18 protein-coding genes and 1 pseudogene are annotated in these 21,619 nt (G+C 65.0%); 13 read left to right on the top strand and 6 right to left on the bottom strand.

The window, feature by feature from the left end; translation table 11 throughout:
• Positions 1-1,349: PLP-dependent aminotransferase family protein (locus tag EOA32_RS14290; RefSeq protein ID WP_245499273.1), on the bottom strand; the 1,349-nt coding region annotated here is incomplete at its 3' end.
• Positions 1,350-1,435: 86 nt separating this feature from the next.
• Here EOA32_RS14290 and EOA32_RS14285 point away from each other — a divergent pair.
• On the top strand, positions 1,436-2,059 hold the full coding sequence (locus tag EOA32_RS14285; protein ID WP_095777910.1) for an FMN-binding negative transcriptional regulator: 624 nt from the start codon (positions 1,436-1,438) through the stop codon (positions 2,057-2,059).
• Between the two features lie 34 nt (positions 2,060-2,093).
• Complete coding sequence (locus EOA32_RS14280) at positions 2,094-2,744, top strand: LysE family translocator (RefSeq protein WP_128372099.1); 651 nt, start codon at positions 2,094-2,096, stop codon at positions 2,742-2,744.
• A 21-nt stretch (positions 2,745-2,765) separates the two neighbouring features.
• Here the strand turns inward: EOA32_RS14280 and EOA32_RS14275 are convergent, their stop codons facing one another.
• Positions 2,766-4,289: a helicase HerA-like C-terminal domain-containing protein gene (locus EOA32_RS14275; protein WP_128372098.1), complete on the bottom strand. Its 1,524-nt coding sequence runs from the start codon at positions 4,287-4,289 to the stop codon at positions 2,766-2,768.
• Between EOA32_RS14275 and EOA32_RS14270 the strand changes: the two genes are divergently transcribed.
• The 5 genes and pseudogenes from EOA32_RS14270 to EOA32_RS14250 all read left to right on the top strand — a co-directional run bounded on the left by EOA32_RS14270 (position 4,290) and on the right by EOA32_RS14250 (position 8,938).
• On the top strand, positions 4,290-4,502 hold the full coding sequence (locus EOA32_RS14270) for a hypothetical protein (protein WP_128372097.1): 213 nt from the start codon (positions 4,290-4,292) through the stop codon (positions 4,500-4,502).
• A 56-nt stretch (positions 4,503-4,558) separates the two neighbouring features.
• Positions 4,559-6,001, top strand: coding sequence for a methylmalonyl-CoA mutase subunit beta (locus EOA32_RS14265; protein WP_128372096.1), 1,443 nt, complete (start codon positions 4,559-4,561; stop codon positions 5,999-6,001).
• Complete coding sequence (gene scpA / locus EOA32_RS14260) at positions 5,998-8,121, top strand: methylmalonyl-CoA mutase (RefSeq protein ID WP_128372095.1); 2,124 nt, start codon at positions 5,998-6,000, stop codon at positions 8,119-8,121. The genes EOA32_RS14265 and scpA overlap by 4 nt, the downstream gene beginning before the upstream one ends.
• 180 nt (positions 8,122-8,301) lie before the next feature.
• On the top strand, positions 8,302-8,559 hold the full coding sequence (locus EOA32_RS14255; protein ID WP_128372100.1) for an AbrB/MazE/SpoVT family DNA-binding domain-containing protein: 258 nt from the start codon (positions 8,302-8,304) through the stop codon (positions 8,557-8,559).
• Positions 8,556-8,938: pseudogene (locus EOA32_RS14250) on the top strand (type II toxin-antitoxin system death-on-curing family toxin). The gene EOA32_RS14255 and the pseudogene EOA32_RS14250 overlap by 4 nt, the downstream one beginning before the upstream one ends.
• On the opposite strand, the gene greA reads toward EOA32_RS14250, so the two are convergent.
• On the bottom strand, positions 8,935-9,417 hold the full coding sequence (gene greA, locus EOA32_RS14245) for a transcription elongation factor GreA (protein ID WP_066997710.1): 483 nt from the start codon (positions 9,415-9,417) through the stop codon (positions 8,935-8,937). The pseudogene EOA32_RS14250 and the gene greA overlap by 4 nt on opposite strands.
• A gap of 106 nt (positions 9,418-9,523) precedes the next feature.
• On the opposite strand from greA, the gene EOA32_RS14240 reads away from it, so the two are divergent.
• On the top strand, positions 9,524-10,900 hold the full coding sequence (locus EOA32_RS14240; RefSeq protein WP_095830590.1) for a TIGR03808 family TAT-translocated repetitive protein: 1,377 nt from the start codon (positions 9,524-9,526) through the stop codon (positions 10,898-10,900).
• Here the strand turns inward: EOA32_RS14240 and EOA32_RS14235 are convergent.
• Positions 10,897-11,901 carry an asparaginase gene (locus tag EOA32_RS14235; protein WP_128372094.1) on the bottom strand — a complete coding sequence of 335 codons (1,005 nt, stop codon included), beginning with the start codon at positions 11,899-11,901 and terminating at the stop codon, positions 10,897-10,899. The genes EOA32_RS14240 and EOA32_RS14235 overlap by 4 nt on opposite strands.
• A gap of 51 nt (positions 11,902-11,952) precedes the next feature.
• Complete coding sequence (locus tag EOA32_RS14230) at positions 11,953-13,119, bottom strand: acetyl-CoA acetyltransferase (RefSeq protein WP_128372093.1); 1,167 nt, start codon at positions 13,117-13,119, stop codon at positions 11,953-11,955.
• Positions 13,120-13,306: 187 nt separating this feature from the next.
• On the opposite strand from EOA32_RS14230, the gene betI reads away from it, so the two are divergent.
• Genes betI through betB form a run of 5 tightly spaced genes read left to right on the top strand, consistent with a single transcriptional unit; the run spans position 13,307 to position 19,588 of the window.
• Positions 13,307-13,897: a transcriptional regulator BetI gene (gene betI, locus EOA32_RS14225; protein WP_067320854.1), complete on the top strand. Its 591-nt coding sequence runs from the start codon at positions 13,307-13,309 to the stop codon at positions 13,895-13,897.
• Positions 13,894-15,423 carry a choline-sulfatase gene (gene betC / locus EOA32_RS14220; RefSeq protein ID WP_128372092.1) on the top strand — a complete coding sequence of 510 codons (1,530 nt, stop codon included), beginning with the start codon at positions 13,894-13,896 and terminating at the stop codon, positions 15,421-15,423. Before betI ends, betC begins: the two co-directional genes overlap by 4 nt.
• The gene (locus tag EOA32_RS14215; RefSeq protein ID WP_170950232.1) at positions 15,420-16,424 is read left to right on the top strand and encodes a threonine/serine dehydratase; all 1,005 of its coding nucleotides are present in this window, start codon (positions 15,420-15,422) and stop codon (positions 16,422-16,424) included. The genes betC and EOA32_RS14215 overlap by 4 nt, the downstream gene beginning before the upstream one ends.
• Positions 16,417-18,069 (top strand): choline dehydrogenase, encoded by a 1,653-nt coding sequence (betA, locus tag EOA32_RS14210; protein ID WP_128372091.1) that lies wholly within the window; start codon positions 16,417-16,419, stop codon positions 18,067-18,069. The genes EOA32_RS14215 and betA overlap by 8 nt, the downstream gene beginning before the upstream one ends.
• A gap of 55 nt (positions 18,070-18,124) precedes the next feature.
• Positions 18,125-19,588 (top strand): betaine-aldehyde dehydrogenase, encoded by a 1,464-nt coding sequence (betB, locus tag EOA32_RS14205; RefSeq protein WP_128372090.1) that lies wholly within the window; start codon positions 18,125-18,127, stop codon positions 19,586-19,588.
• An 84-nt stretch (positions 19,589-19,672) separates the two neighbouring features.
• Here the strand turns inward: betB and EOA32_RS14200 are convergent.
• On the bottom strand, positions 19,673-21,619 hold a 1,947-nt coding region (locus EOA32_RS14200; RefSeq protein WP_128372089.1), incomplete at its 5' end, for an AGE family epimerase/isomerase.

Raw genomic sequence — 21,619 nt, 5'->3', positions numbered from 1 at the left:
GCATATCCCATGATGAAGCCCGTCGTTTCGGGCCGCGGCTCGGCCGGATCATAGAGCGGCGATACCGGATAGAGGCCGATCCCCGCAGCACGTGCGTCGGCGACGATCGCCGGCTCGCATCCAGGATCGATGCCGTTCAACCAGGCCACGAGGTGCAGGCCCGTGTCGGCCCCAGCAACAGTCACCTTTGGCCCGATATGATCGGCCAGCGCCTGCAGCAGGACCTCTCGGCGCTCGGCATTTTTCCTGCGGATGCTGCGGACGTGGCGCTCATAGGCGCCGCTCGTCAGCAGGTCGGCCAACACGTCCTGCTCCAGCATCGGAGCATGCCGGTCGGTCAGGCGCTTTGCCTCGCTGAAGGCCCGGCGCAGGCCGGCGGGGACGACGAGATAACCGAGCCGCAAGGTGGGCGAGAGCGTTTTGGACAGCGTGCCGACATAGATGACCGAGCCTGGATCGAGCGTCTGCAGAGGCGGGATGGGGGCGATGTCGTGGCGGTATTCGCCGTCGTAATCGTCTTCGACGACATAGGCGCCTGATGCCGTGGCCCAGGCCAGGAGGGAATGCCGCCGCGTCGCTGAAAGCACGCCGCCGAGCGGAAACTGGTGCGATGGCGTGACGTAAGCCAGACGGGCCGGCGGCAGCGCATCCGTCCTTATCCCATCAGCGTCGACCGCAACTGGCACGGCGACGCCGCCCGCAGCCGTGAAGGCATGGCGGGCCAGCAGATAGCCCGGATTCTCGATCACGAACGGATCGCCGGGGTCGAGCAGCAGCCGCGCGCAGAGGTCGAGCCCCTGCTGGGAGCCGTTGACGACGGCGATCTGGTCCGGCGCGCAGCTGATGCCGCGTGCGCGCCAGAGATAGGTTTGCAGGGCGCTGCGAAGAACAAGCGATCCCTGCGGGTCGCCATAGCGTAACCGTGCGCCGCGCCGCAGAATGGCTTTGTTCGAGGCCCGTCGCCAAGCCAGGACCGGGAAGTCCGCCCCGGACAGGTCGCCATAGCGGAAATCCGCAACCTTGGCCGGCTGCTGTTCCACCGGCGAAGGCAGAGCCAGCAGCCTGCGCGCGAACGTCGAGAGGTTGCGTGGCGAGGCAGCCGCGATGGAAGCCGCCCCTGACGGCCTCTCCAGTCCCGGAGCCACAATGGCACGCGCGCCCTGCCGAATGATCAGATAGCCTTCGGCGTCGAGCTGGTTGTAGGCCGCCGTCACCGTGGTTCGCGACGCGCCCCATTCGGCGGCAAAGGCCCGCGACGACGGCAGCCGATCGCCGGGCCGGTAAACGCCGCTGTGGATCTGCGCCTTGATCGCCGCGATGATCCGGCGCGCCACGCCTTCCTGCTCCAACTGGACCATCGAAAACCTGCAAAACTGGATGTTCCAAGCAAGCCAGCTTTCCTGCATCTTTCCATGCAATGCAAGGAGTTTTCGCCATGTACATTCCGCCCGCCTTCCGCGATGACGACAGGGAGAGCCTCATGGCGACGATCCGCGCGGCACGGCTGGCGACGCTGGTCACCGCCACGGCGGAAGGACCGCAGGCGACGCCATTGCCGCTTTTGCTCAACGAGAGCGAGGGCGAGCATGGCACGATCTACGGCCATGTCGCGAAGGCAAATCCGCAGTGGCGCGCACCGGTGCTGGGCGAAAGCCTGGCGATCTTCATGGGCCCCGACGCCTACGTGACGCCGGCCTGGTATCAGACCAAGCAAGAGACCGGAAAGGTAGTGCCGACTTGGAACTACCTGGCCGTTCATGCCTATGGGCCGATCGAATTCTTCGAGGATGCCGACAGGCTGCTCGAGATCGTCACGCGCCTGACCAATCTGCATGAAGGCGGACGCCCCTCGCCTTGGTCCGTATCGGATGCGCCGCCGGATTTCATCCAGGCGCAACTCAAAGGCATTGTCGGCTTGCGCATGCCGATCACGCGGCTCCAAGGCAAGCGCAAGATGAGCCAGAACCGCAACGCGGCCGATCGCGCCGGTGTCGCCACCGGTCTAGCAGCGAGCGACCGGCCTTCGGATCGCGACGTCGCCCAACTGATCCCGTCTTGACATCCGACCCAGTCCAATTGCCAGCGAGCCGATCATGCCGGACCTGACACAATTCGCCTTGTACTTCGCCGCGGCGCTGCTGCTCGCCATCACGCCCGGACCGGGCATCTTCTATGTCGCCGCGCGCACCCTGGCCGGAGGCCGCGCTGAAGGCATCGCCTCCAGTTTCGGGACGGGCCTGGGCGGCATGGTTCATGTGCTTGCCGGAAGCCTGGGCGTTTCCGCCCTCGTGCTCGCGAGCGCCGAACTCTTTACGGCGCTGAAGCTGATCGGCGCCGTCTACCTCGTCTGGCTCGGCTTGCGCACCTTCCAGTCCGCCCGCCGCGAGGCAAAGGCAATGCTGGAAGGTGGCGCGCCGACGCCTGCGGTCGGCGCTGGCCGAGCGTTTCGCGAAGGGGTGCTGGTCGAGGCTCTGAACCCGAAGACGGCCGCCTTCTTCCTGGCCTTCATTCCGCAATTCGTGGATCTCGGCGCCGGCCACGTCGCCTTGCAGTTCATGGTGCTCGGCTTCGTGTCGGTGACGCTCAACACGCTGGCCGATATCGTGGTCGCCTTCGCGGCCGGCCGCATCAGGGAAGGCGCGGCAGGCCGGTCCGGCATGGTACGTCGGCTCCGGGAGGCGTCCGGCGGCGCGATGATCGCGCTGGGCATCGGGCTCGCCGTAGCCAAGCGCCCTGCCCTATGATTGCCGCGCCTCAGTTGGGCGCTACCGCCCGCGCGCCAGGCTGCCTAGTATCCCGCGCACGATCGCGCGGCCGACGGAAGAGCCCACCGAACGCACCACCGACTTGATCGCGGCTTCGGCCACTGTCTGGCGGTTGGAGGACCGGCGGCCCGACCCTCCCAACACATCGTCGAAGCCCGGAATTGTCCAGCGCGAGCCGCCGGTGCCCGCCTGCTGCGCCTGCGCTTCGGCTTCCTGCGCCTCCCTGGTCTTCTTCTGCAGTATCTCGAAGGCCGAGTCGCGATCGACCGCTTGATCGTACTGCCCGGCGACCGGGCTCTCGGCAAGGACCTTGCGGCGCTCGTCGGGTGTGATCGGCCCGAGCCGCGACGACGGCGGACGAATCAATGTGCGCTGGACCATGGCCGGCACGCCCTTGTCCTCCAGCATCGAGACCAGCGCCTCGCCGGTGGCGAGCTGGGTGATCGCGGTGGCGCAGTCGAAATCCGGGTTGGGCCGGAAGGTGTCGGCCGCCGTCCGCACCGCCTGCTGCTCGCGCGGCGTATAGGCGCGCAACGCGTGCTGCACGCGGTTGCCGAGCTGGGCCAAAACCTTTTCCGGAATGTCGAGCGGATTCTGGGTGACGAAATAGACGCCCACACCCTTGGAGCGGATCAGCCGCACCACCTGCTCGACGCGATCAACCAGCACCTTCGGCGCGTCCTCGAACAAAAGATGCGCCTCGTCGAAGAAGAAGACCAGCTTCGCCCGCTCGAGATCGCCGACCTCGGGCAGTTCCTCAAACAGCTCCGACATCAGCCATAGCAAGAAAGTGGCGTAGAGCCTGGGATTCATCATCAGCTTGTCGGCGGCCAGAACGCTGATCGCGCCGCGGCCGTCGCGGGTGGTGCGCATCAAATCGGCGATGCGCAGCGCCGGCTCGCCGAAGAAGTTCGCGGCGCCCTGCTGCTCAAGCACCAGAAGCGTGCGCTGGATGGCGCCGACGGAAGGCTTGGTGACATTGCCGTAGCGTGCGCTGAGCTCGTCGGCGCGCTCGGCGATGTTGGCGAGCAGCGCCTGCAGATCTTTGAGATCAAGCAGCAGCAGGCCCTCTTCGTCAGCGATGCGGAAGGCGATGTTCATGACACCTTCCTGCGCTTCGGTGAGGTTCATCAGCCGCGACAAAAGCAGCGGCCCCATTTCCGAGATGGTGGCACGGATCGGGTGACCCTGCTCGCCGAACAGATCCCAGAAGATGACCGGGTATTCCTGAAACTGATAGGGATCGAGCTTCACCTGCTCTGCACGCTTGACCAGGAAATCCTTGGCCGCGCCCATCATGGCGATGCCGGAAAGGTCGCCCTTGATGTCGGCGCAGAAGACCGGGACGCCGGCATTTGAAAAGCCCTCGGCCAAGACCTGCAGGCTGACCGTCTTGCCGGTGCCTGTGGCGCCGGTAATCAGGCCGTGGCGGTTGCCGTAGCGCAGCAGGAGTTCCTCGGCGCGCTGGTAGGAATCATCAGGCTTGCGGCTGGCGCCGATGAAGATGCTGTTGTGGTCAGCCATATGTCCGGTCTCCGCAATCTCTTCCGCCAAAAAACGCCCGGTCTCATGGAGGATAGTAACGCGATCGGCGGGCGACAATGCCCATCATCAATTTTGGCGCTATTCGAATTTGACGCTGGCATCGAAATCACCTTACTGAGCTTGCCGATTTTGCGCATGTTTGGCAATCGGTTAGCGGCTGCCGGAACAACCGCGACGGATGTCGCATTGTGATATGCGGCGGGGGACCATAGACTGGTGGCTGATGCGGCCGATAGACGAGGAGTGCGATGGGCGCCGGCGCCTTGACTAGGGATGTCGACCTTCCCAACCCGGACGCCAGGCGCTGGCTGGCGCTGGCGGAAAAAGCGCTTGCCGGCGGCGCTTTCGAAGAGAAGCTTGTTTCGCACACGGATGACGGCATCCGTATCGAGCCGCTCAGCGAGCGTTCGACGACAGCCGAGCCGCTGGTGCGCACCAATCCGAAGTCGCCATGGATCGTCAGCCAGCGCATCGACGATCCCGATCTCGCCCGCGCCAGCGCCCAGGCGCTGCAGGACATCGCTGAGGGCGCGACCGGCCTGTCGCTGGTTTTCGAGGGCGCGCCGAACGCCTTCGGCTATGGCCTGCCGAGAACCGCGGAGGCGCTGGAAACGGTGCTCGACGGCGTGCCCCTCAACCGGGTCCAGGTGCGCATCGATGCGCATCCGTGGAGCCGCGCCGTGGCGGATTGGCTGCTCGCCTTCCTGACCCGGCGCCGCTCCGATCCGGCGAAGCTCAACCTTTCCTTCGGCATCGACCCGGCGGCGATCTTCGCCGGCACCGGACGGCTGCGCACCTCGATCGAGGCGCTGCAGGAGTCAATGCCGCAATCGCTGGCGCATTTCTTCTCGATGGGCGTGCCCGGCGTGCTGCTCGAAGCGGACGGCCGCGTCTTCCACAATGCCGGCGCCACCGAAGCGCAGGAGCTCGGCACGATGATGGCTTCCGCCGTGTCCTATCTCAGGATGTTCGAGAAGGCGCGTCAGCCGCTGGTCTATGCCGCGCCCTATATCGGCTTTGCCCTCAGCGTCGACCAGGACCAGTTCCTGTCGATGGCCAAGGTGCGGGCGTTGCGCAAGCTCTGGGCGCGGATCCAGGAAGCCTGCTCGATCCCGGCCTCGACGGCGAACGTCCACGCCGAGACCTCCTATCGCATGATGGCGATGGCGGATCCGGAAACCAACATTCTGCGCACCGCGATTGCCGCTTTTGCCGCGGCGACCGGCGGCGCTGATTCCGTCTCGATCCTGCCGCATACCATCGCGCATGGACTGCCGGCCGGTTTTGCGCGCCGCGTCGCCCGCAACGCGCAGCTGATCCTGGCGCATGAGAGCCATCTCCATCACGTGGCCGATCCGGCCAGCGGCTCCGGAGCGGTCGAGGCGCTGACCGACGGTCTTTGCGCGGCGGCCTGGGAAGAATTCCAGCGCATCGAGGCCGAGGGCGGCGTGCTCAACAGCCTGCAGCAGGGCAATATCCAGAACCGTGTGCAGACGGCCGCCGCGAAGCGCAATGCCGACTATCGGGCCGGTGAACGCGGCATCATCGGCACCACCTTGTTCCGCACCGGCAGCGAGCGCCCCGTCGAGACATTGAAAGCCGAACGCCGGCCCGCGCTGACAGAAGGCGTGGCGACCTGCGAGCCGCTGTTTCCAGTTCGCATCGATCAGTCGATCGGAGCCGGCTCATGATCCCGGATTTCAGCCAGATCGGCTGGTCGGCGCCGCGCCGCGCGCCGGTCGAGCTCAAGGGCCAGCGGATGACGCCGGAAGGCATCGCCCTGAAACACCTCTACACGCAGGCCGACCTCAAGGGCCTGGCCAATCTCGACACCTATCCGGGCCTGCCGCCCTTCGTGCGCGGCCCCTACCCGACCATGTATGTCCAGCAGCCCTGGACGATCCGGCAATATGCCGGCTTCTCGACGGCGGAGGAATCCAACGCTTTCTACCGGCGCAACCTCGCGGCCGGCCAGAAGGGCCTGTCGGTCGCCTTCGACCTCGCGACCCATCGCGGCTATGACAGCGACCATCCGCGCGTCGCCGGCGATGTCGGCATGGCGGGCGTGGCGATCGATTCCATCCTCGACATGCGCCAGCTGTTCGACGGCATTCCGCTCAACGAGATGACGGTGTCGATGACCATGAACGGCGCCGTGCTGCCGATCATGGCGCTCTATATCGTGGCGGCGGAGGAACAGGGTGTCGCGCAGAAGGATCTCTCCGGGACCATTCAGAACGACATTCTGAAGGAGTTCATGGTCCGCAACACCTACATCTATCCGCCGAAGCCTTCGATGCGGATCGTGTCGGACATCTTCGCCTATACCTCGCGGCACATGCCGAAATTCAATTCGATCTCGATCTCCGGCTATCATATGCAGGAGGCGGGCGCGACGGCCGACCTCGAACTCGCCTATACGATTGCCGACGGCATCGAATATGCGCGCGCCGGCGTCGCCGCGGGTCTCGACATCGACCGGTTCGCGCCGCGCCTTTCCTTCTTCTGGGCGATCGGCATGAACTTCTTCATGGAGGTCGCCAAGCTCAGGGCCGCGCGGCTGCTCTGGTCGAGCCTGATGAAGAAGAATTTTGCGCCGAAGGACGAGCGCTCGCTGTCGCTGCGCACCCATTGCCAGACATCGGGCTGGTCGCTGACGGCGCAGGATCCCTACAACAACATCACCCGCACGATGATCGAGGCGATGGCGGCAACGCAGGGACATACCCAGTCGCTGCACACCAATTCCTTCGACGAGGCGATGGCGCTGCCAACCGACCATTCGGCCCGCATTGCCCGCAACACGCAGCTCATCCTGCAACAGGAATCCGGCACCACGCGCATGATCGACCCGTGGGGCGGCTCGGCCTATGTCGAGCGGCTGACACATGATCTGGCGGCCCGCGCGCTCGCTCATATCGAGGAGGTCGAAAACCTCGGCGGCATGGCGGCGGCGATCGAGAAAGGCATTCCGAAGCTGCACATCGAGGAAGCGGCGGCGCGCACCCAGGCACGCATCGATTCCGGCGAGCAGGTGCTGGTCGGCGTCAATGCGCATCGCCCGGAAGCCGATATCGAGGTCGATGTGCTGAAGATCGATAATGCCGAGGTCAAGGCCCGGCAATTGGCGAAGCTGCAGCGGCTCAAAGGCACGCGCGACGTCGCGGCCCTGGAGGATGCGCTAACCGCCCTCACCCGCGCGGCTGAAAGCGGCGAGAACCTGCTCGAATTCGCGATCCGCGCGGCGCGGGCCAATGCGACCGTCGGCGAGATCTCGCTGGCGCTGGAGAAAGTGTTCGGGCGCCATGCAGCCACCGTGCAGACCATCTCCGGCGTCTACCGCGACGCGCTCGGCGACAATCCGGCGGTCGATCGGCTCAAGGAAAAGCTCGAAGCCTTCGAGAAGAAGTTCGGTGCAAAGCCGCGCATCCTGGTCGCCAAGATGGGCCAGGACGGCCATGATCGCGGCCAGAAGGTGATCGCCAGCGCCTTTGCCGATCTCGGCTTCGACGTCACCGTCGGACCGATGTTCCAGACGCCGGAGGAGATCGCAAAGCTGGCGGTGCAGCATGATGTCGACGTGATCGGCGCGTCCTCGCTCGCGGCCGGACATCTGACCCTGATCCCCGAGCTCAAGGAGGCGCTGAGGAAGCTCGGCCATGGCGACATGCTGATCGTCGCCGGCGGCGTCATCCCGCCACAGGATTACGACGCGGTGCTGAAGGCTGGGGCGGCCGAAATCTTCCCGCCGGGGACCGTCATCCCGCAAGCGGCGGACAGGCTGATGGACAGGCTACTGTCGGTCGAGTGAATACCCTGTGTCGGGAACTGGTCAAACGCAACTCGTCGCTAAGGCTTATCGGCACAGCTAATGCGCCAATCGAGAGAGGAAGAGGATCCCGTCCTCAACCCGCTTCTTGATGGCGACCATGTCAGTAGTTCCCAATCGGTTGTTATAATTTCCGTTGCAACAACAGGCCCTCCAGTTATAATTGCCGTTGCAACAGGACGACCTACCAGGAACATCACCATTCGAAAGATTGGCAACTCCGAAGGTCTGATTTTGCCGAAAGAGCTTCTCGACCGGCTAAACCTGAAGGCGGGCGACAACGTCATCGTCGTTCAGGAGGGCCAGGAGCTGCGCTTGCGCCGTCTTGAAGACTCTGCCGAAGAATTCGAGCGTAAGATGAAGATCGCGCGCGAACGGATGAAGAAATACGAGGTTGCCTACCGCGCGCTCGCTAAATGACCGAGCATCATTCGCGAGAATTCGTGGAGGCGATGCACGCTGAGCAGTTGCGCCTCCACGGCGGAGCCGCCGGTATACGCGACCAGGGCTTGCTAGAATCTGCCCCCGCCCCCAACAGAAGGAAGTGTATGGCGAGCCCGATCTTTGTGAACTCGCGGCGGCCTACCTCTTCGGCAGTGCGAAGAACCACCCCTTCGTCGACGGGAACAAGCGCACGGCTTTTGCCGCGGCCGATTTGTTTCTCTATTTCAACGGGTTAAGCGTAGAAGCCGAACAGCAGGATGTTATCCAGTTGGTGATGATGGTCGCCGCCGGCGAAATCGATGAGACCGGAGCCGCGGCGTTTTTCCGCGACCATACAGTCAAGCTCAAGGCCTAGTTCTCGGCCTTGTCCGAAAGCTTGACGATCTCCCACTCCTTGCCGTTGACGGCAACGACCTCGCCGACCTTCTTGCCGAACAGGGCCATCGCCATCGGCGAGACATGGGAGATGCTGCCTTTCGACGGGTTGGCCTCGTCCTCGCCGACGATGCGCCAGTGGACCTTCTTGCCGTCGCCGTTTTCCAATGTGACGCCCATGCCGAAGCGGACCACATTGCTGCCGGACTCCGGCACCGAAAGCTCCGCGCTCTCGCGCCGCGCGGTCCAGTAGCGCAGGTCGCGGGACACTATTGCGAGGCGCTCGCGATCGCCGCGTCTTTCGGCCTTGGCCATCTGATCTCGCAATTCGGAGAGGTTCTCTTCGATCATCGCGAGTCCCCGCTCCGTTACCAAATTGCGGTGCGGGCTGATCGGCCGTTCGCCGACACCGGCAATGGCGTTTTCGCTGTCTTCCTCGCGGGTGAAAGCTCTACTCATAACATGAACTTAAGCTTGGTCAGGCAACTGCACAAGCGGTTTGCCTGCGAGCTGGCCTTGGCACGATTCCTGCGACGGAGCGGTTGAAACGCCAGGACCTGTGCCGATGTTGAACAGACGAACGCTGCTTGCCCGCACCACCGGCCTCGCCGCTGCCGGCCTCTTTGCCGGCAAGGCATCGGCGAAGATGCTGCCCGGCATCGAGAAGGCCACGATGCGCGGCTCGATCAATGCAATCGAAATCGGCTTGCAGCCGGGCGCGCTGGACGACCAGAGCAAGGCCTTCGCCAAGATGCTCGGCGACGCCAGCGACCGCGATGCGCCGGTGTTTCTGCCGCCCGGGACCTATCTTGTCTCCAACCTGAAGCTGCCTGCCCGCGTGCGCCTTTCGGGCGTCCCGGGCGCGACCCGCATCGTCTATGGCGGCAACGGCCACCTGATGATGGCCGACCAGGCCGAACATATCGAGCTCAGCGGGCTGGTGCTGGACGGCAGCAACCGCTGGCTGGCCGACTATACGCAAGGGCTGCTCGATCTGCGCCGCGTCGCGCATCTCGCCATCGACAATTGCCAGGTCACAGGCAGCGGCAAGAACGGGCTGGCGCTGGAACATGTTTCAGGCCGCATCGGGCGCTGCGATGTTTCGGGCGCGGCAGACGCCGGCATCTATTCGGTCGAGGCCGGCGGGCTGGAGATCTCGGGCAATACCGTCTCAGATTGCGCCAATGGCGGCATTCTGGTGCATCGCTGGCAGCAGGCGGAGGACGGCACCATCGTCAGCGGCAACCGCGTTCAGCGCATCGGCGCGAGGAGCGGCGGCACCGGCCAGAACGGCAACGGTATCAACGCCTTCCGCGCCGGCAATGTCATTATCTCCGCCAACGTCGTGTCGGACTGCGCCTTCTCGGCGATCCGCGCCAACAGCTCCAGCAATTTGCAGATCACCGGCAACACCTGCTCGCGCTCGGGCGAGACGGGGATTTATTCGGAATTCTCCTTCGAGGGCGCGATCCTCAGCAACAATCTGGTCGACGGTGCCGCCAACGGCATCTCGATCGTAAACTTCAACGAAGGCGGCCGCATCGCCGTGTGCTCGAACAATATCGTGCGCAACCTCTCGACGGTCGGCCCCTACACCGCCGACCCGCCGGGCTTCGGCGTCGGCATCAGCGCCGAGGCCGAGACCTCCGTCTGCGGCAATGTCGTGGAGAACGCGCCCCTCTACGGCATGCAGCTCGGCTGGGGACCTTATCTGCGCAACGTGGTTGCAACGGGCAACATCATCCGCAAGTCCGGCACGGGCATCGTCGTCAGCGTCGTCGAGGGTTCCGGCAGCGCCGTCATTTCGGACAATATCATCGACGCCGCGCAGAACGGCGCCATCATCGGCCAGCGCTGGGCCAATCCGGTGACGGGCGATCTGGCAAGATCAACCTTTACCGGCTACGCGCATCTGACCGTCGAGCGGAACAAGGTCAGTTAGGCCAGCGCCGCAGTCGGCCGCAGCAAGCCCACCTTGGCGCCGATACGGCTTTCAACCGGCGGATGGGCGAGCTCGGCAAGCTTTGCCGCGAGCGCTTCGTCGCTGCGAAGCAACTTGGCCAGCACGGCGGCGATCATCACCTCGGAGGTGCGGCTGGCGCCGTCATCGCATTTCAAGGCGATGCCGAGACCGAGCTCGGGCAAGGCCGCGCAATAGACGCCCTCGGCGCCGGTCTTGACGAAGATGCGGCCGGGCGCGGCCCGCATCAGCGCGAGGTCCGCCTTACCGGTGCCGGCCACCAGGAACGGTTCGGCCATGCAGGCCGAGAGCAGGCGCTTCGCCGCCTTGGCGCGTTCGGGCGCAAAGCCCCCGCCCGTCGCCATACGCGCAAAGCCCAGCGCAAAGCTCTTCAGCGGCACGGCATAGGTCGGGATCGAGCAGCCGTCGGTGCCGCAATGGTCGACATCATGCGCGGCGCCGGTCACCGATTGCATCGCGTCGCGCACCATCTCCTGCAGCGCATGGCCGGCCTTGACGTAGCCGCCATGGGCAATGCCGGAATAAACGCAGGTACAGAGGAAACCGGCATGCTTGCCGGAGCAATTGTTGTGGAGCGGGTTGGGCGCGCTGCCGGTGCGCGCCAGCGCGATCGTCGCAACGTGGCTCGACGGCCAGTGCGCGCCGCATTCGAGCGCCGTCTTGTCGAGACCGGCCTTGGCGAGCATTGCTTGCGCCAGTTCGACATGCGCCTGCTCGCCTGAGTGCGAGGCGCAGGCCAGCGCCAATTCGCGATCGCCGAAGCCGTAGGCGTCGGCAGCACCGGATTCGAGCAGCGGCAGCGCCTGGATCGCCTTCACCGCCGAGCGCGGAAACACCGGTCGCGCCGTATCGCCGATCTCCCAGACGGGCTTGCCGTCGGCGTCGAAGACAGAAACCGCGCCCCGATGGGCGCTTTCGACCACCGCGCCGCGCGTGACTTCGACCAGAACCGGATTTGCCATGCTGCCTCCCGCACGCGCGCGCCGGCGGCGGCGCTTTGATGCGGGCCGCTTCTACCTGATCCGATCGAGGATGGAAACGTAGTTGGCCACCGCAGCACCGCCCATGTTGAAGATGCCGCCGAGTTTTGCCCCAGGCACCTGAATACCGCCGGCCTCGCCGGTCAACTGCATGGCGGTGAGCACATGCATGGAGACGCCGGTGGCGCCGATCGGATGGCCCTTGGCCTTCAGCCCGCCGGACGGATTGACCGGCAGCCGGCCGTCCTTGGCCGTGACGCCCTCCAGCGCGAGCTTCGCGCCCTCGCCGGGCTTCGCCAGGCCCATCGACTCGTATTCGATAAGCTCGGCGATGGTGAAGCAGTCATGCGTCTCGACAAAGGAGAGGTCGTCGAGCGTGACGCCGGCCTTCTTCAGCGCCTGTTCCCAGGCCCGCTCGCAGCCCTCGAAGGCAAGGATGTCGCGCTTCGACATCGGCAGGAAATCCTGGACGTGCTCATTGGCGCGGAAGGTCACGGCGCGCCGCATCTTCAGCGCCGTCGCGGTGTCGGTGAGGACGAGCGCCGCAGCGCCATCCGAGACCAGCGAGCAGTCGGTGCGCTTCAGCGGACCGGCGACGAAGGGGTTCTTCTCACTTTCCTGACGGCAGAACTCGTAGCCGAAATCCTTGCGCATTTGGGCATAGGGATTTTCGACGCCGTTTTTGTGGTTCTTGGCGGCAATCATGGCGAGCGCATCCGACTGGTCGCCATAGCGCTGAAAATAGGCCTGAGCGATCTTGCCGAAGACGCCGGCAAAGCCGGCCGGCGTTTCGCCATCCTCGGGCAGATAGGAGGCTTTCAGCAGGTTCTTGCCGATCTCGGGCCCAGGCGTGGTGGTCATCTGCTCGGCGCCGACCACCAAAACGACGCGGGCGGCGCTGGAATCGATGGCGCGGACGCCTTGTCTCACCGCAGCCGAACCGGTGGCGCAGGCATTCTCCACGCGCGTCGCCGGCTTGAAGCGCAGCCGGTCGTCGGCCTGCAGCACCAGGCTCGCGGTGAAATCCTGCGGTGAGAAGCCGGCGTTGAAATGGCCGAGCACGATCTCGTCGACATCGTCAGGGCCGATCCCGGCATGATCGAGCGCGTCCACGGCGACCTTGGTGATCAAGCCCTCCAGCGTCTCGCCTTCGAGCTTGCCGAAACGCGAATGCGCCCAGCCGACGATGCATGCGGTCATGACAGCCTCCATCTGCCGCGCAGCCTAGCACGTCCGGTCGCGGCATGACATTCAATATTGTTCAATAGTGAACCGTTTTCCAGACCAAGGGATGGGGCCAGAGCGATACGATCGATTGATCCGATGCCGATTTTTTATTGATTGATGCGTCAATAAAAAATAATCTCGCTTCGAACCGGACCCTCGCATGCCGAAAATCGGAATGGAACCGCTGCGCCGCAAGGCGCTGATCGACGCGACGATCTCGGCAATCGGCGAGCGCGGTTCGCTGGACGTCACCATGTCGGAGATCGCCGGCCGCGCCGGCGTGTCGTCGGCGCTCGCCCATCACTATTTCGGCGCCAAGGACGAGCTGCTCTTCGCCACGATGCGGCACATCCTTGCCGAGCTCAACATCGATACAAGACGAGCGCTTCGCGTCGCCGCGACACCGCGCCAGCGCGTCTCGGCCGTCGTTGCGGTCAGTTTCTCCGACGAGCAGTTCCAGCCGGAGATCATCGCGGCCTGGCTCGCCTTCTATGTCGAGGCGCAGAAATCGACCGAGTTGCGGCGGCTGCTTCGTATCTATGCGCGGCGGCTCAATTCCAACCTGATGAGCGGGCTGACCGGCATTCTGCCGAGGGCCGAAGCGGACCGCGCTGCGGAAGCGACGGCGGCGCTGATCGACGGACTCTACATTCGGCGCGCGCTGAAGGACGGCGTGCCCGATGCGCAGACAGCGATCGCGCTCGTCGAAGATTATCTCGAAACCAAGCTCAGCGGACGGAGCCTGCCTTGACCACCGAACGACCCAATTTCCTGATCGTCATGGTCGATCAGCTCAACGGCACGCTCTTCCCCGACGGCCCGGCGGATTTCCTGCACGTGCCGCATCTCGAGGCGCTCGCCGCCCGCTCGGCGCGTTTCGCCAACAACTACACCGCCTCGCCGCTTTGCGCGCCCGGCCGGGCCTCGTTCATGAGCGGCCAGCTGCCGTCGCGCACCGGGGTCTATGACAACGCCGCCGAATTCTCCTCCTCGATCCCGACCTTCGCGCATCATCTGCGCTCCGCCGGCTATTACACCTGCCTGTCCGGCAAGATGCATTTCGTCGGACCGGACCAGTTGCACGGCTTCGAGGAGCGGCTGACCACCGATATCTATCCGGCCGATTTCGGCTGGACGCCGGATTACCGCAAGCCCGGCGAGCGCATCGACTGGTGGTATCACAATCTAGGCTCGGTCGCCGGCGCCGGCGTTGCCGAGACCACCAACCAGATGGAGTATGACGACGAGGTGGTGTTTCTGGCCGAGCAAAAGCTGTACCAGCTTTCGCGCGAGCAGGACGATGCGGGACATCGGCCCTGGTGTCTCACCGTTTCGCTATCGCACCCGCACGATCCCTATGTCGCGCGCAGGCAGTACTGGGATCTTTACGAGAACTGCCAGACGCTCGATCCCGAAACGCCGTTCATCCCGCATGACGAACAGGACACGCATTCGCAGCGCCTTTACCGGGCAAGCGACTATCAGTCCTTCGAGATCACGTCCGAGCAGGTGCGCCGTTCCCGGCGCGGCTATTTCGCCAACATTTCCTATGTCGACGATAAGCTCGGCGAGCTTCTGGACGTCCTCAAGCGCACTCGCATGCTTGACGACACCATCATCCTGTTCTGCTCGGATCACGGCGACATGCTGGGCGAGCGCGGCCTGTGGTTCAAAATGAGCTTCTTCGAGGGCTCGGCGCGCGTGCCGCTGATGATCGCCGGCAACGGCGTGCCAGCCGGCCTCATCGAGGCGCCCGTCTCCAATCTCGACGTCACGCCGACGCTCTGTGACCTCGCCGGCATTGATATCGCTGCAATCGCGCCGTGGACCGACGGCCAGTCGCTGCTGCCGCTGCTCGGCGGCAAGCCGCGCACCGCACCCGTTCTCATGGAATATGCCGCCGAAGGATCCTATGCGCCGCTGGCCGCGATCCGCGACGGCAAATACAAATTCGTCCATTGCGAGCTCGACGCGCCGCAGCTGTTCGACCTGGAGGCCGACCCGCTCGAACGGAACAACCTCGCTGACGAGCCGGCGAACGCTGCCCTGGTGGCGGCGTTCATGGAAAAGGTCCGGGCGCGATGGGACATGGCCGCATTCGATGCCGCGGTGCGCGAAAGCCAGGCGCGCCGCTGGGTCGTCTACCCGGCGCTGCGTAACGGCGCCTATTACCCCTGGGATTTCCAGCCGCTGCAGAAAGCCTCGGAGCGCTACATGCGCAATCACATGAATCTCGACAACCTCGAAGAGAGCAAACGGTATCCGCGAGGCGAATGATGGAAGACGTTCTGGTTCCCACCCTCGACCGCCTGAAGCAGGCCTATGCGGTGACCTCGACGGCGACGCAAGTCACGCCGCTGTTGGACTCGGCCGCACTTGCCCGGGAAGCCGGCGCCGCGCGGGTGTTCGTCAAGCCGGAATCGCTGCAATGGGCGGGGTCCTTCAAGGTGCGCGGCGCCTATTGGCGCCTTAAGCGGCTGTCACCGGACGAAGCGAGGAAGGGCGTGGTCGCCTATTCCTCCGGCAATTTCGCGCAAGGGCTTGCGGCTGCCGGCCAGGCGCTCGGCATTCCCGTCACCATCGTCATGCCGATCGACGCGCCTGCCGCCAAGCGCGACGCGACCGCCGGCTATGGCGCGCGCGTGGTGCTAACCGATCATGGCGAGCGTGCCCGCGAGGAAGTCGCCGCCGCCAAGGCGCGCGAGATCGCCGAGACCGAGCAGCTCACCTTGCTGCATCCCTTCGACGATCCCGAGATCGTCGCCGGCCAGGCAGGGGCCGGGCTGGAAGCGCTCGACCAGTTGGCGGCGAAGAAAGCCCACGCCGATCTGGTGTTCTGCTCGGTTGGCGGCGGCGGGCTGATCGGCGGCGTTTCGCTCGCCTTCCATTACCTGTCGCCGAACACCGAGATCATCGCCGTCGAGCCGGAAGGCTTCAACGGCATGGGCTCGTCGCTGGCGCATGGCGCGATCGAGACGATGCCGATCGGGCCGAGATCGATCTGCGACGGGCTGATGGCGCGCAAGCCAGGCGAGGCGCCCTTCGCGGCGGTGAGTGCTGCCGGGGTTCGCGGCGTCACCGTCGAGGATGCCGCGGTGAGGGGTGCAATGAAGATCGCGTTCGAGCGGCTGAAGCTGGTGCTGGAGCCTTCGGGCGCGGCCTCGCTTGCCGCGCTGCTCGGCGGCAAGGTGGATGTGGCGGGCAAAACCGTCCTTGTGGTGGCTACCGGCGGCAATGTCTCGCTCGCCGACTTTATGGCGCATATGAACAATGCTTGAAGCGGATTTCGTCATCATCGGATCCGGCTCCGCCGGCTCGGCCATGGCCTACCGGCTGTCGGAAGACGGCAAGCATTCGGTGATCGTCATCGAGTTCGGCGGCACCGATATGGGGCCGCTGATCCAGATGCCGTCGGCGCTGTCGATCCCGCTCAACATGAGCCTTTACGACTGGGGCTTCGCCAGCGAGCCGGAGCCGCATCTCGGCGGCCGCGTGCTCGCCACCCCGCGCGGCAAGGTGATCGGCGGTTCGTCCTCCATCAACGGCATGGTCTATGTTCGCGGCCATGCGCGCGACTTCGACCATTGGGCCGAACAGGGTGCTGCCGGATGGGGCTTCGCCGACGTGCTTCCCTATTTCAAGCGCATGGAGGATTCCGACGGCGGCGAGGACGGCTGGCGCGGTCACGGCGGCCCGCTGCATGTGCAGCGCGGCACGCGCAAGAACCCACTCTACGGCGCCTTCCTCGAGGCGGGCCGGCAGGCCGGCTTCGAGCTCACCGACGACTACAACGGATCGAAGCAGGAAGGCTTCGGGCCGATGGAGCAGACCATCTGGGGTGGCCGCCGCTGGTCCGCGGCCAACGCCTATCTGAAGCCGGCTCTCAAACGAAAAAATGTTAGCCTGCTCAAGGGTTTCGCGCGACGCGTGGTGATCGAGAATCAACGCGCCGTCGGCGTCGAGATCGAAGCTCACAAACAGATTCAGGTCGTTAAGGCGCGACGTGAGGTGATTGTGGCGGCGTCGTCGATCAATTCGCCGAAGATCCTTATGCTGTCCGGCATCGGTCCGGGCGCACATCTGCATGAAAACGGCATAGAGGTCATTGCCGACCGGCAGGGCGTCGGCCGCAATCTGCAGGACCATCTGGAGCTTTATATCCAGCAGGAAGCGACCAGACCGATCACGCTGAATTCGGTGCTCAACCCGTTCTCCAAGGCAATGATCGGCGCGCAGTGGCTGTTCTTCAAGACCGGCCTCGGCGCCACCAACCATTTCGAGGCGGCGGCCTTCGTGCGTTCGCAGGCCGGTGTCGACTACCCCGATATCCAGTATCACTTCATCCCGGCGGCGGTGCGCTATGACGGCAAGGCGGCGGCGAAGTCGCATGGCTTCCAGGCGCATGTCGGGCCGATGCGGTCGAAGTCGCGCGGCTCGGTGAGCCTGCGCTCGCCCGATCCGAAAGCGAAACCAGTGATCCGCTTCAACTACATGTCGCATCCCGACGACTGGAGCGAGTTCCGCCACTGCATCCGGCTGACGCGCGAGATTTTTGGCCAGAAGGCCTTTGACGGCTTCCGCGGCAAGGAGATTTCGCCGGGCGCCCATGTGCGGACCGACGACGAGCTCGACGCCTTCATCCGCGATCACGCCGAGAGCGCCTATCACCCTTGCGGCACCTGCAGGATGGGCCGCGCCGACGACCTGACCAGCGTCGTCGATCCGGAATGCCGGGTGATCGGCGTCGAGGGGCTGCGCGTTGCCGACTCCTCGATCTTCCCGCGGGTGACCAACGGCAACCTGAACGCGCCGTCGATCATGACCGGCGAGAAGGCGTCCGACCACATCCTTGGCCGCACGCCGCTCGCGCCATCCAACCAGGAACCCTGGATCAATCCGCGCTGGCAGGTGGCAGACAGATAGCGCATGATCCGGCGGGCGCCCTCCCCCGCCCCGGCGATTACGAACGGAGAAGACCATGCGCGCCCAGCCAACGGCATCGCACTACGTCAACGGCCGCTACATCGAGGACGAAGGCGGCGCGCCACTGCCGGTGATCTATCCGGCGACGGGCGAGACCGTCGCCACGCTGCATTCGGCGACGCCGAACGTGCTGGAGTTGGCGATCGAGGCCGCGCGCGCGGCGCAGCCGGCCTGGGCACGGATGAAGCCGGTCGAGCGCGGCCGCGTCCTGCGCCGCGCCGCTGATATCCTGCGCGCCCGCAATGCCGACCTGGCGCGCATCGAGACGCTGGACACCGGCAAGGCGATCCAGGAGACGCTGGTGGCGGACGCGCCTTCGGCCGCCGATTGCCTGGAATATTTCGCCGGCGCAGTGGCGGCCTTCAACGGCGAGATGATCGAGCTCGGCGGACCGTTTGCTTACACAAGACGAGAGCCGCTTGGTGTGTGCGTTGGCATCGGCGCCTGGAACTATCCGATCCAGATCGCCGGCTGGAAGTCGGCGCCGGCTTTAGCCATGGGCAACGCCATGGTGTTCAAGCCGTCGGAGAACACGCCGCTCTCGGCACTGGCGCTGGCCGAAATCTACAGCGAGGCGGGCCTGCCCGACGGGCTGTTCAACGTCGTGCAGGGCTATGGCGATGTCGGCGCCGGATTCGTCGGCCATGATGTCGTGGCCAAGGTCTCGGTGACCGGCTCGGTCCCGACCGGGCGCAAGGTGCTGTCGCTTGCCGGTTCGAAAATGAAGCACGCCACGATGGAGCTCGGCGGCAAGTCGCCGCTGATCGTCTTCGACGATGCCGATCTCGAAAACGCCATCGGCGGCGCCATGCTCGGCAATTTCTATTCGACCGGCCAGATCTGCTCCAACGGCACGCGCGTCTTCGTGCAGAAGGGCCTGCATGACCGCTTCGTCGAGCGGCTGATCGAGCGCACCAAAAAAATCCGCATCGGCGATCCACTCGATCCGGAAACGCAAATGGGGCCGCTGGTCAACAAGGCGCAGCAGGAAAAGGTTGTTTCCTACATCGCCGCCGGCAGAGAGGAGGGTGCGACGCTTGCCTGCGGCGGCAACCTGCCGTCGCTGCAGGGCTTCGAAGGTGGCTTCTTCATCGAACCCACCGTGTTCACCGGCGTGACCGATGGCATGCGCATCGCGCGCGAGGAAATCTTCGGACCGGTGATGAGCGTGCTGAAATTCGACAGCGAGGACGAGGTGATCGAACGCGCCAACAATACCGAATTCGGCCTCGCTGCAGGCGTCTTCACCCGCGACCTGGCACGCGCCCATCAGGTGATCGCCGAGCTGCAGGCAGGCACCTGCTGGATCAACGCCTACAATCTGACGCCGGTGGAAATGCCCTTCGGCGGCGTCAAGCAGTCCGGCATCGGCCGCGAGAACTCGCTCGCGGCGCTGGCGCACTATTCGCAGCTGAAGGCGGTCTATGTCGAGACGGGGGATGTGGCGAGCCCGTATTGACTTGGCGATTGGCCAAAAGCCCGCAGTGACAGCAATCTCCCCGGGTAGAGATTGGCAGCTTCTGCGTTGCCGCCAGTTGCCCCCTCACCCCTTCTCGGCCGTCCCGTCCAGATACTGCGTCAGCGCGCAAACCAGATGGTAGAAGATGCTCGCCGGCACGTCGCTCGCCAATGACCGGCCGCGCTCATCGATTCGGTCAATCCAGAGGCCGAGCGGCGCCGGGTCGATGTGCCAGCGGAACAGGTGGCCGACGCGCGCCTCGATCTCCGGCTTGAGGTCCGGCCCACCTGAGCCGTCGAGCGCGATCGCAGCCTTGATCGCCTCGGCCTGCGGCCAGCTGCGCGAGACCGTGTCGAGCGGAAGGCCCTGGCGCGAGACGGCGCCATAGGCAAGGCCGGTGGCGCGGTTGAGGCCGTTGGCGACAGCCGAGGCATAGAGCTTGCGGGCGAAGCCGGTGAGTTCGGCCTGGCCGCTGCGGGCGGCGAAATCGACGAGCAGCGAGGCCCATTCGAAATGGTGGCCGGGTTCGGTCCATGTTCCTTTCGCGCCCGCCACGGGCTTCCAGCCGTCGTCGAAATACTCGCCCAGCGTCCAGCTTTCGGCATCGAAGAAATGACTGCGGAAGAGATCTATGACGCGCGCCGCGCGGCTCAGGTAGGCGCGCTCGCCAGTGGCTCTGTGCCAAGCGAGAAAGGCTTCGAGCAGATGCATGTGCGGGTTGGAGCGACGCTCGCCCTCGCCGTCGGAGGTTTCGAGGAAACCTGTCATGCGGCTGTCCTCGAGATGAGCATCGAGGAAAGCAAAGGTTTCCTCGGCGAGCCGCAACGCATCGGGATGACCCGACATATGCGCGTGCGCCAGCGCCAACAGCACGCAGGAATGGTCGTAGGCATCCTCGACCGGATCGGCGACCGAGCCGTCGATATTGAGCGTGCGCACCCAGCCGCCTTTGTCGGTGCGGCCCCGGCCTGCCATGAAGTCAAGGCCATGAGCGATCAGCCGATCCGCCGGTCCGTCCCAGCCGCGCTCCTTGGCGACGGCGAAGGCATAGATCTGACGCGCCTGGGTGCGCATGCGTTTTGGCTTCATCAACGGCGCGGCGTCGAAGCCCAGCGCCTCGTGGAAGCCGCCATGGCGCTCATCGACGCCGGCGGTCGACCACAGCGGCAGCGTCTCCTCGAACAGCCAGTGCCGAACGCGGCGCCGCCAGGCGCCGCTCTCGATGACGCGGTCATGCGCCGGCGTGAACCTCGTCTCCAGCCGACCGGATTTCTCTAGCTGCTCGACGATCTTCTTGACGTGCTGGCTGTGGCTGACCGGCGCCACGAAGGTGGCGTCGGCCGTCGAGACGATCGCCACGTCCTTCATGCCGATGGCCGACAGCAGCCGGCCGTCGCCGCGGATGTAGGAGTTCTCGCAATCTATGGCCAGGACATCGCCAAGGATGACGTTACCGTGGCTGTCGGACGGGCCGACATCGAGCAGCGACTGCCACGAACCGAGATCGTTCCAGCGGAATCCGGCCGGCACCATGGCGATGTCCTTGGCCCGCTCCATGACAGCGTAGTCGATCGAGCTCGACGGGATCGCCGAGTAGAGTTCCAGCGGCATGTAAAGCCCGGAAAGATCGTTGGTCGCCGCGTGATACGCGGCTTCCGTCGCCTGCCAGATCTTGGGCTCGAACGCGGCGAAGGCAGCGCGCATGACGCCGGCGCGAAACAGGAAAATGCCGGTATTCCAGTAGAAACTGCCGGCGTCGAGATAACCCCGCGCGGTGGCGAGGTCGGGCTTCTCGACGAAGCGAGAGACGTCGAACACGCCGTCGCGGTCGGCCGCGACCTCGATATAGCCATAGCCGGTTTCGGGCTGCGTCGGCTTGATCCCGAACACCACCAGGCGACCGGCTCTCGCCGCCGCAGCACCCGCTTCAACGCTCTGCCAGAACTGGCGCGCGGTGGAGATTTCGTGGTCGGAGGGCACCACGAGAACAAGCTCGTCGCCAAATTCGGAGAGGGTGCGCAGGCTGGCAAG

The sequence above is a fragment of the Mesorhizobium sp. M1A.F.Ca.ET.072.01.1.1 genome (assembly GCF_004023325.1).
GTDB lineage: Bacteria > Pseudomonadota > Alphaproteobacteria > Rhizobiales > Rhizobiaceae > Mesorhizobium.
The sequence above is the reverse complement of the archived record's forward strand: the minus strand, read 5'-3'. Positions and strand labels throughout refer to the sequence as shown.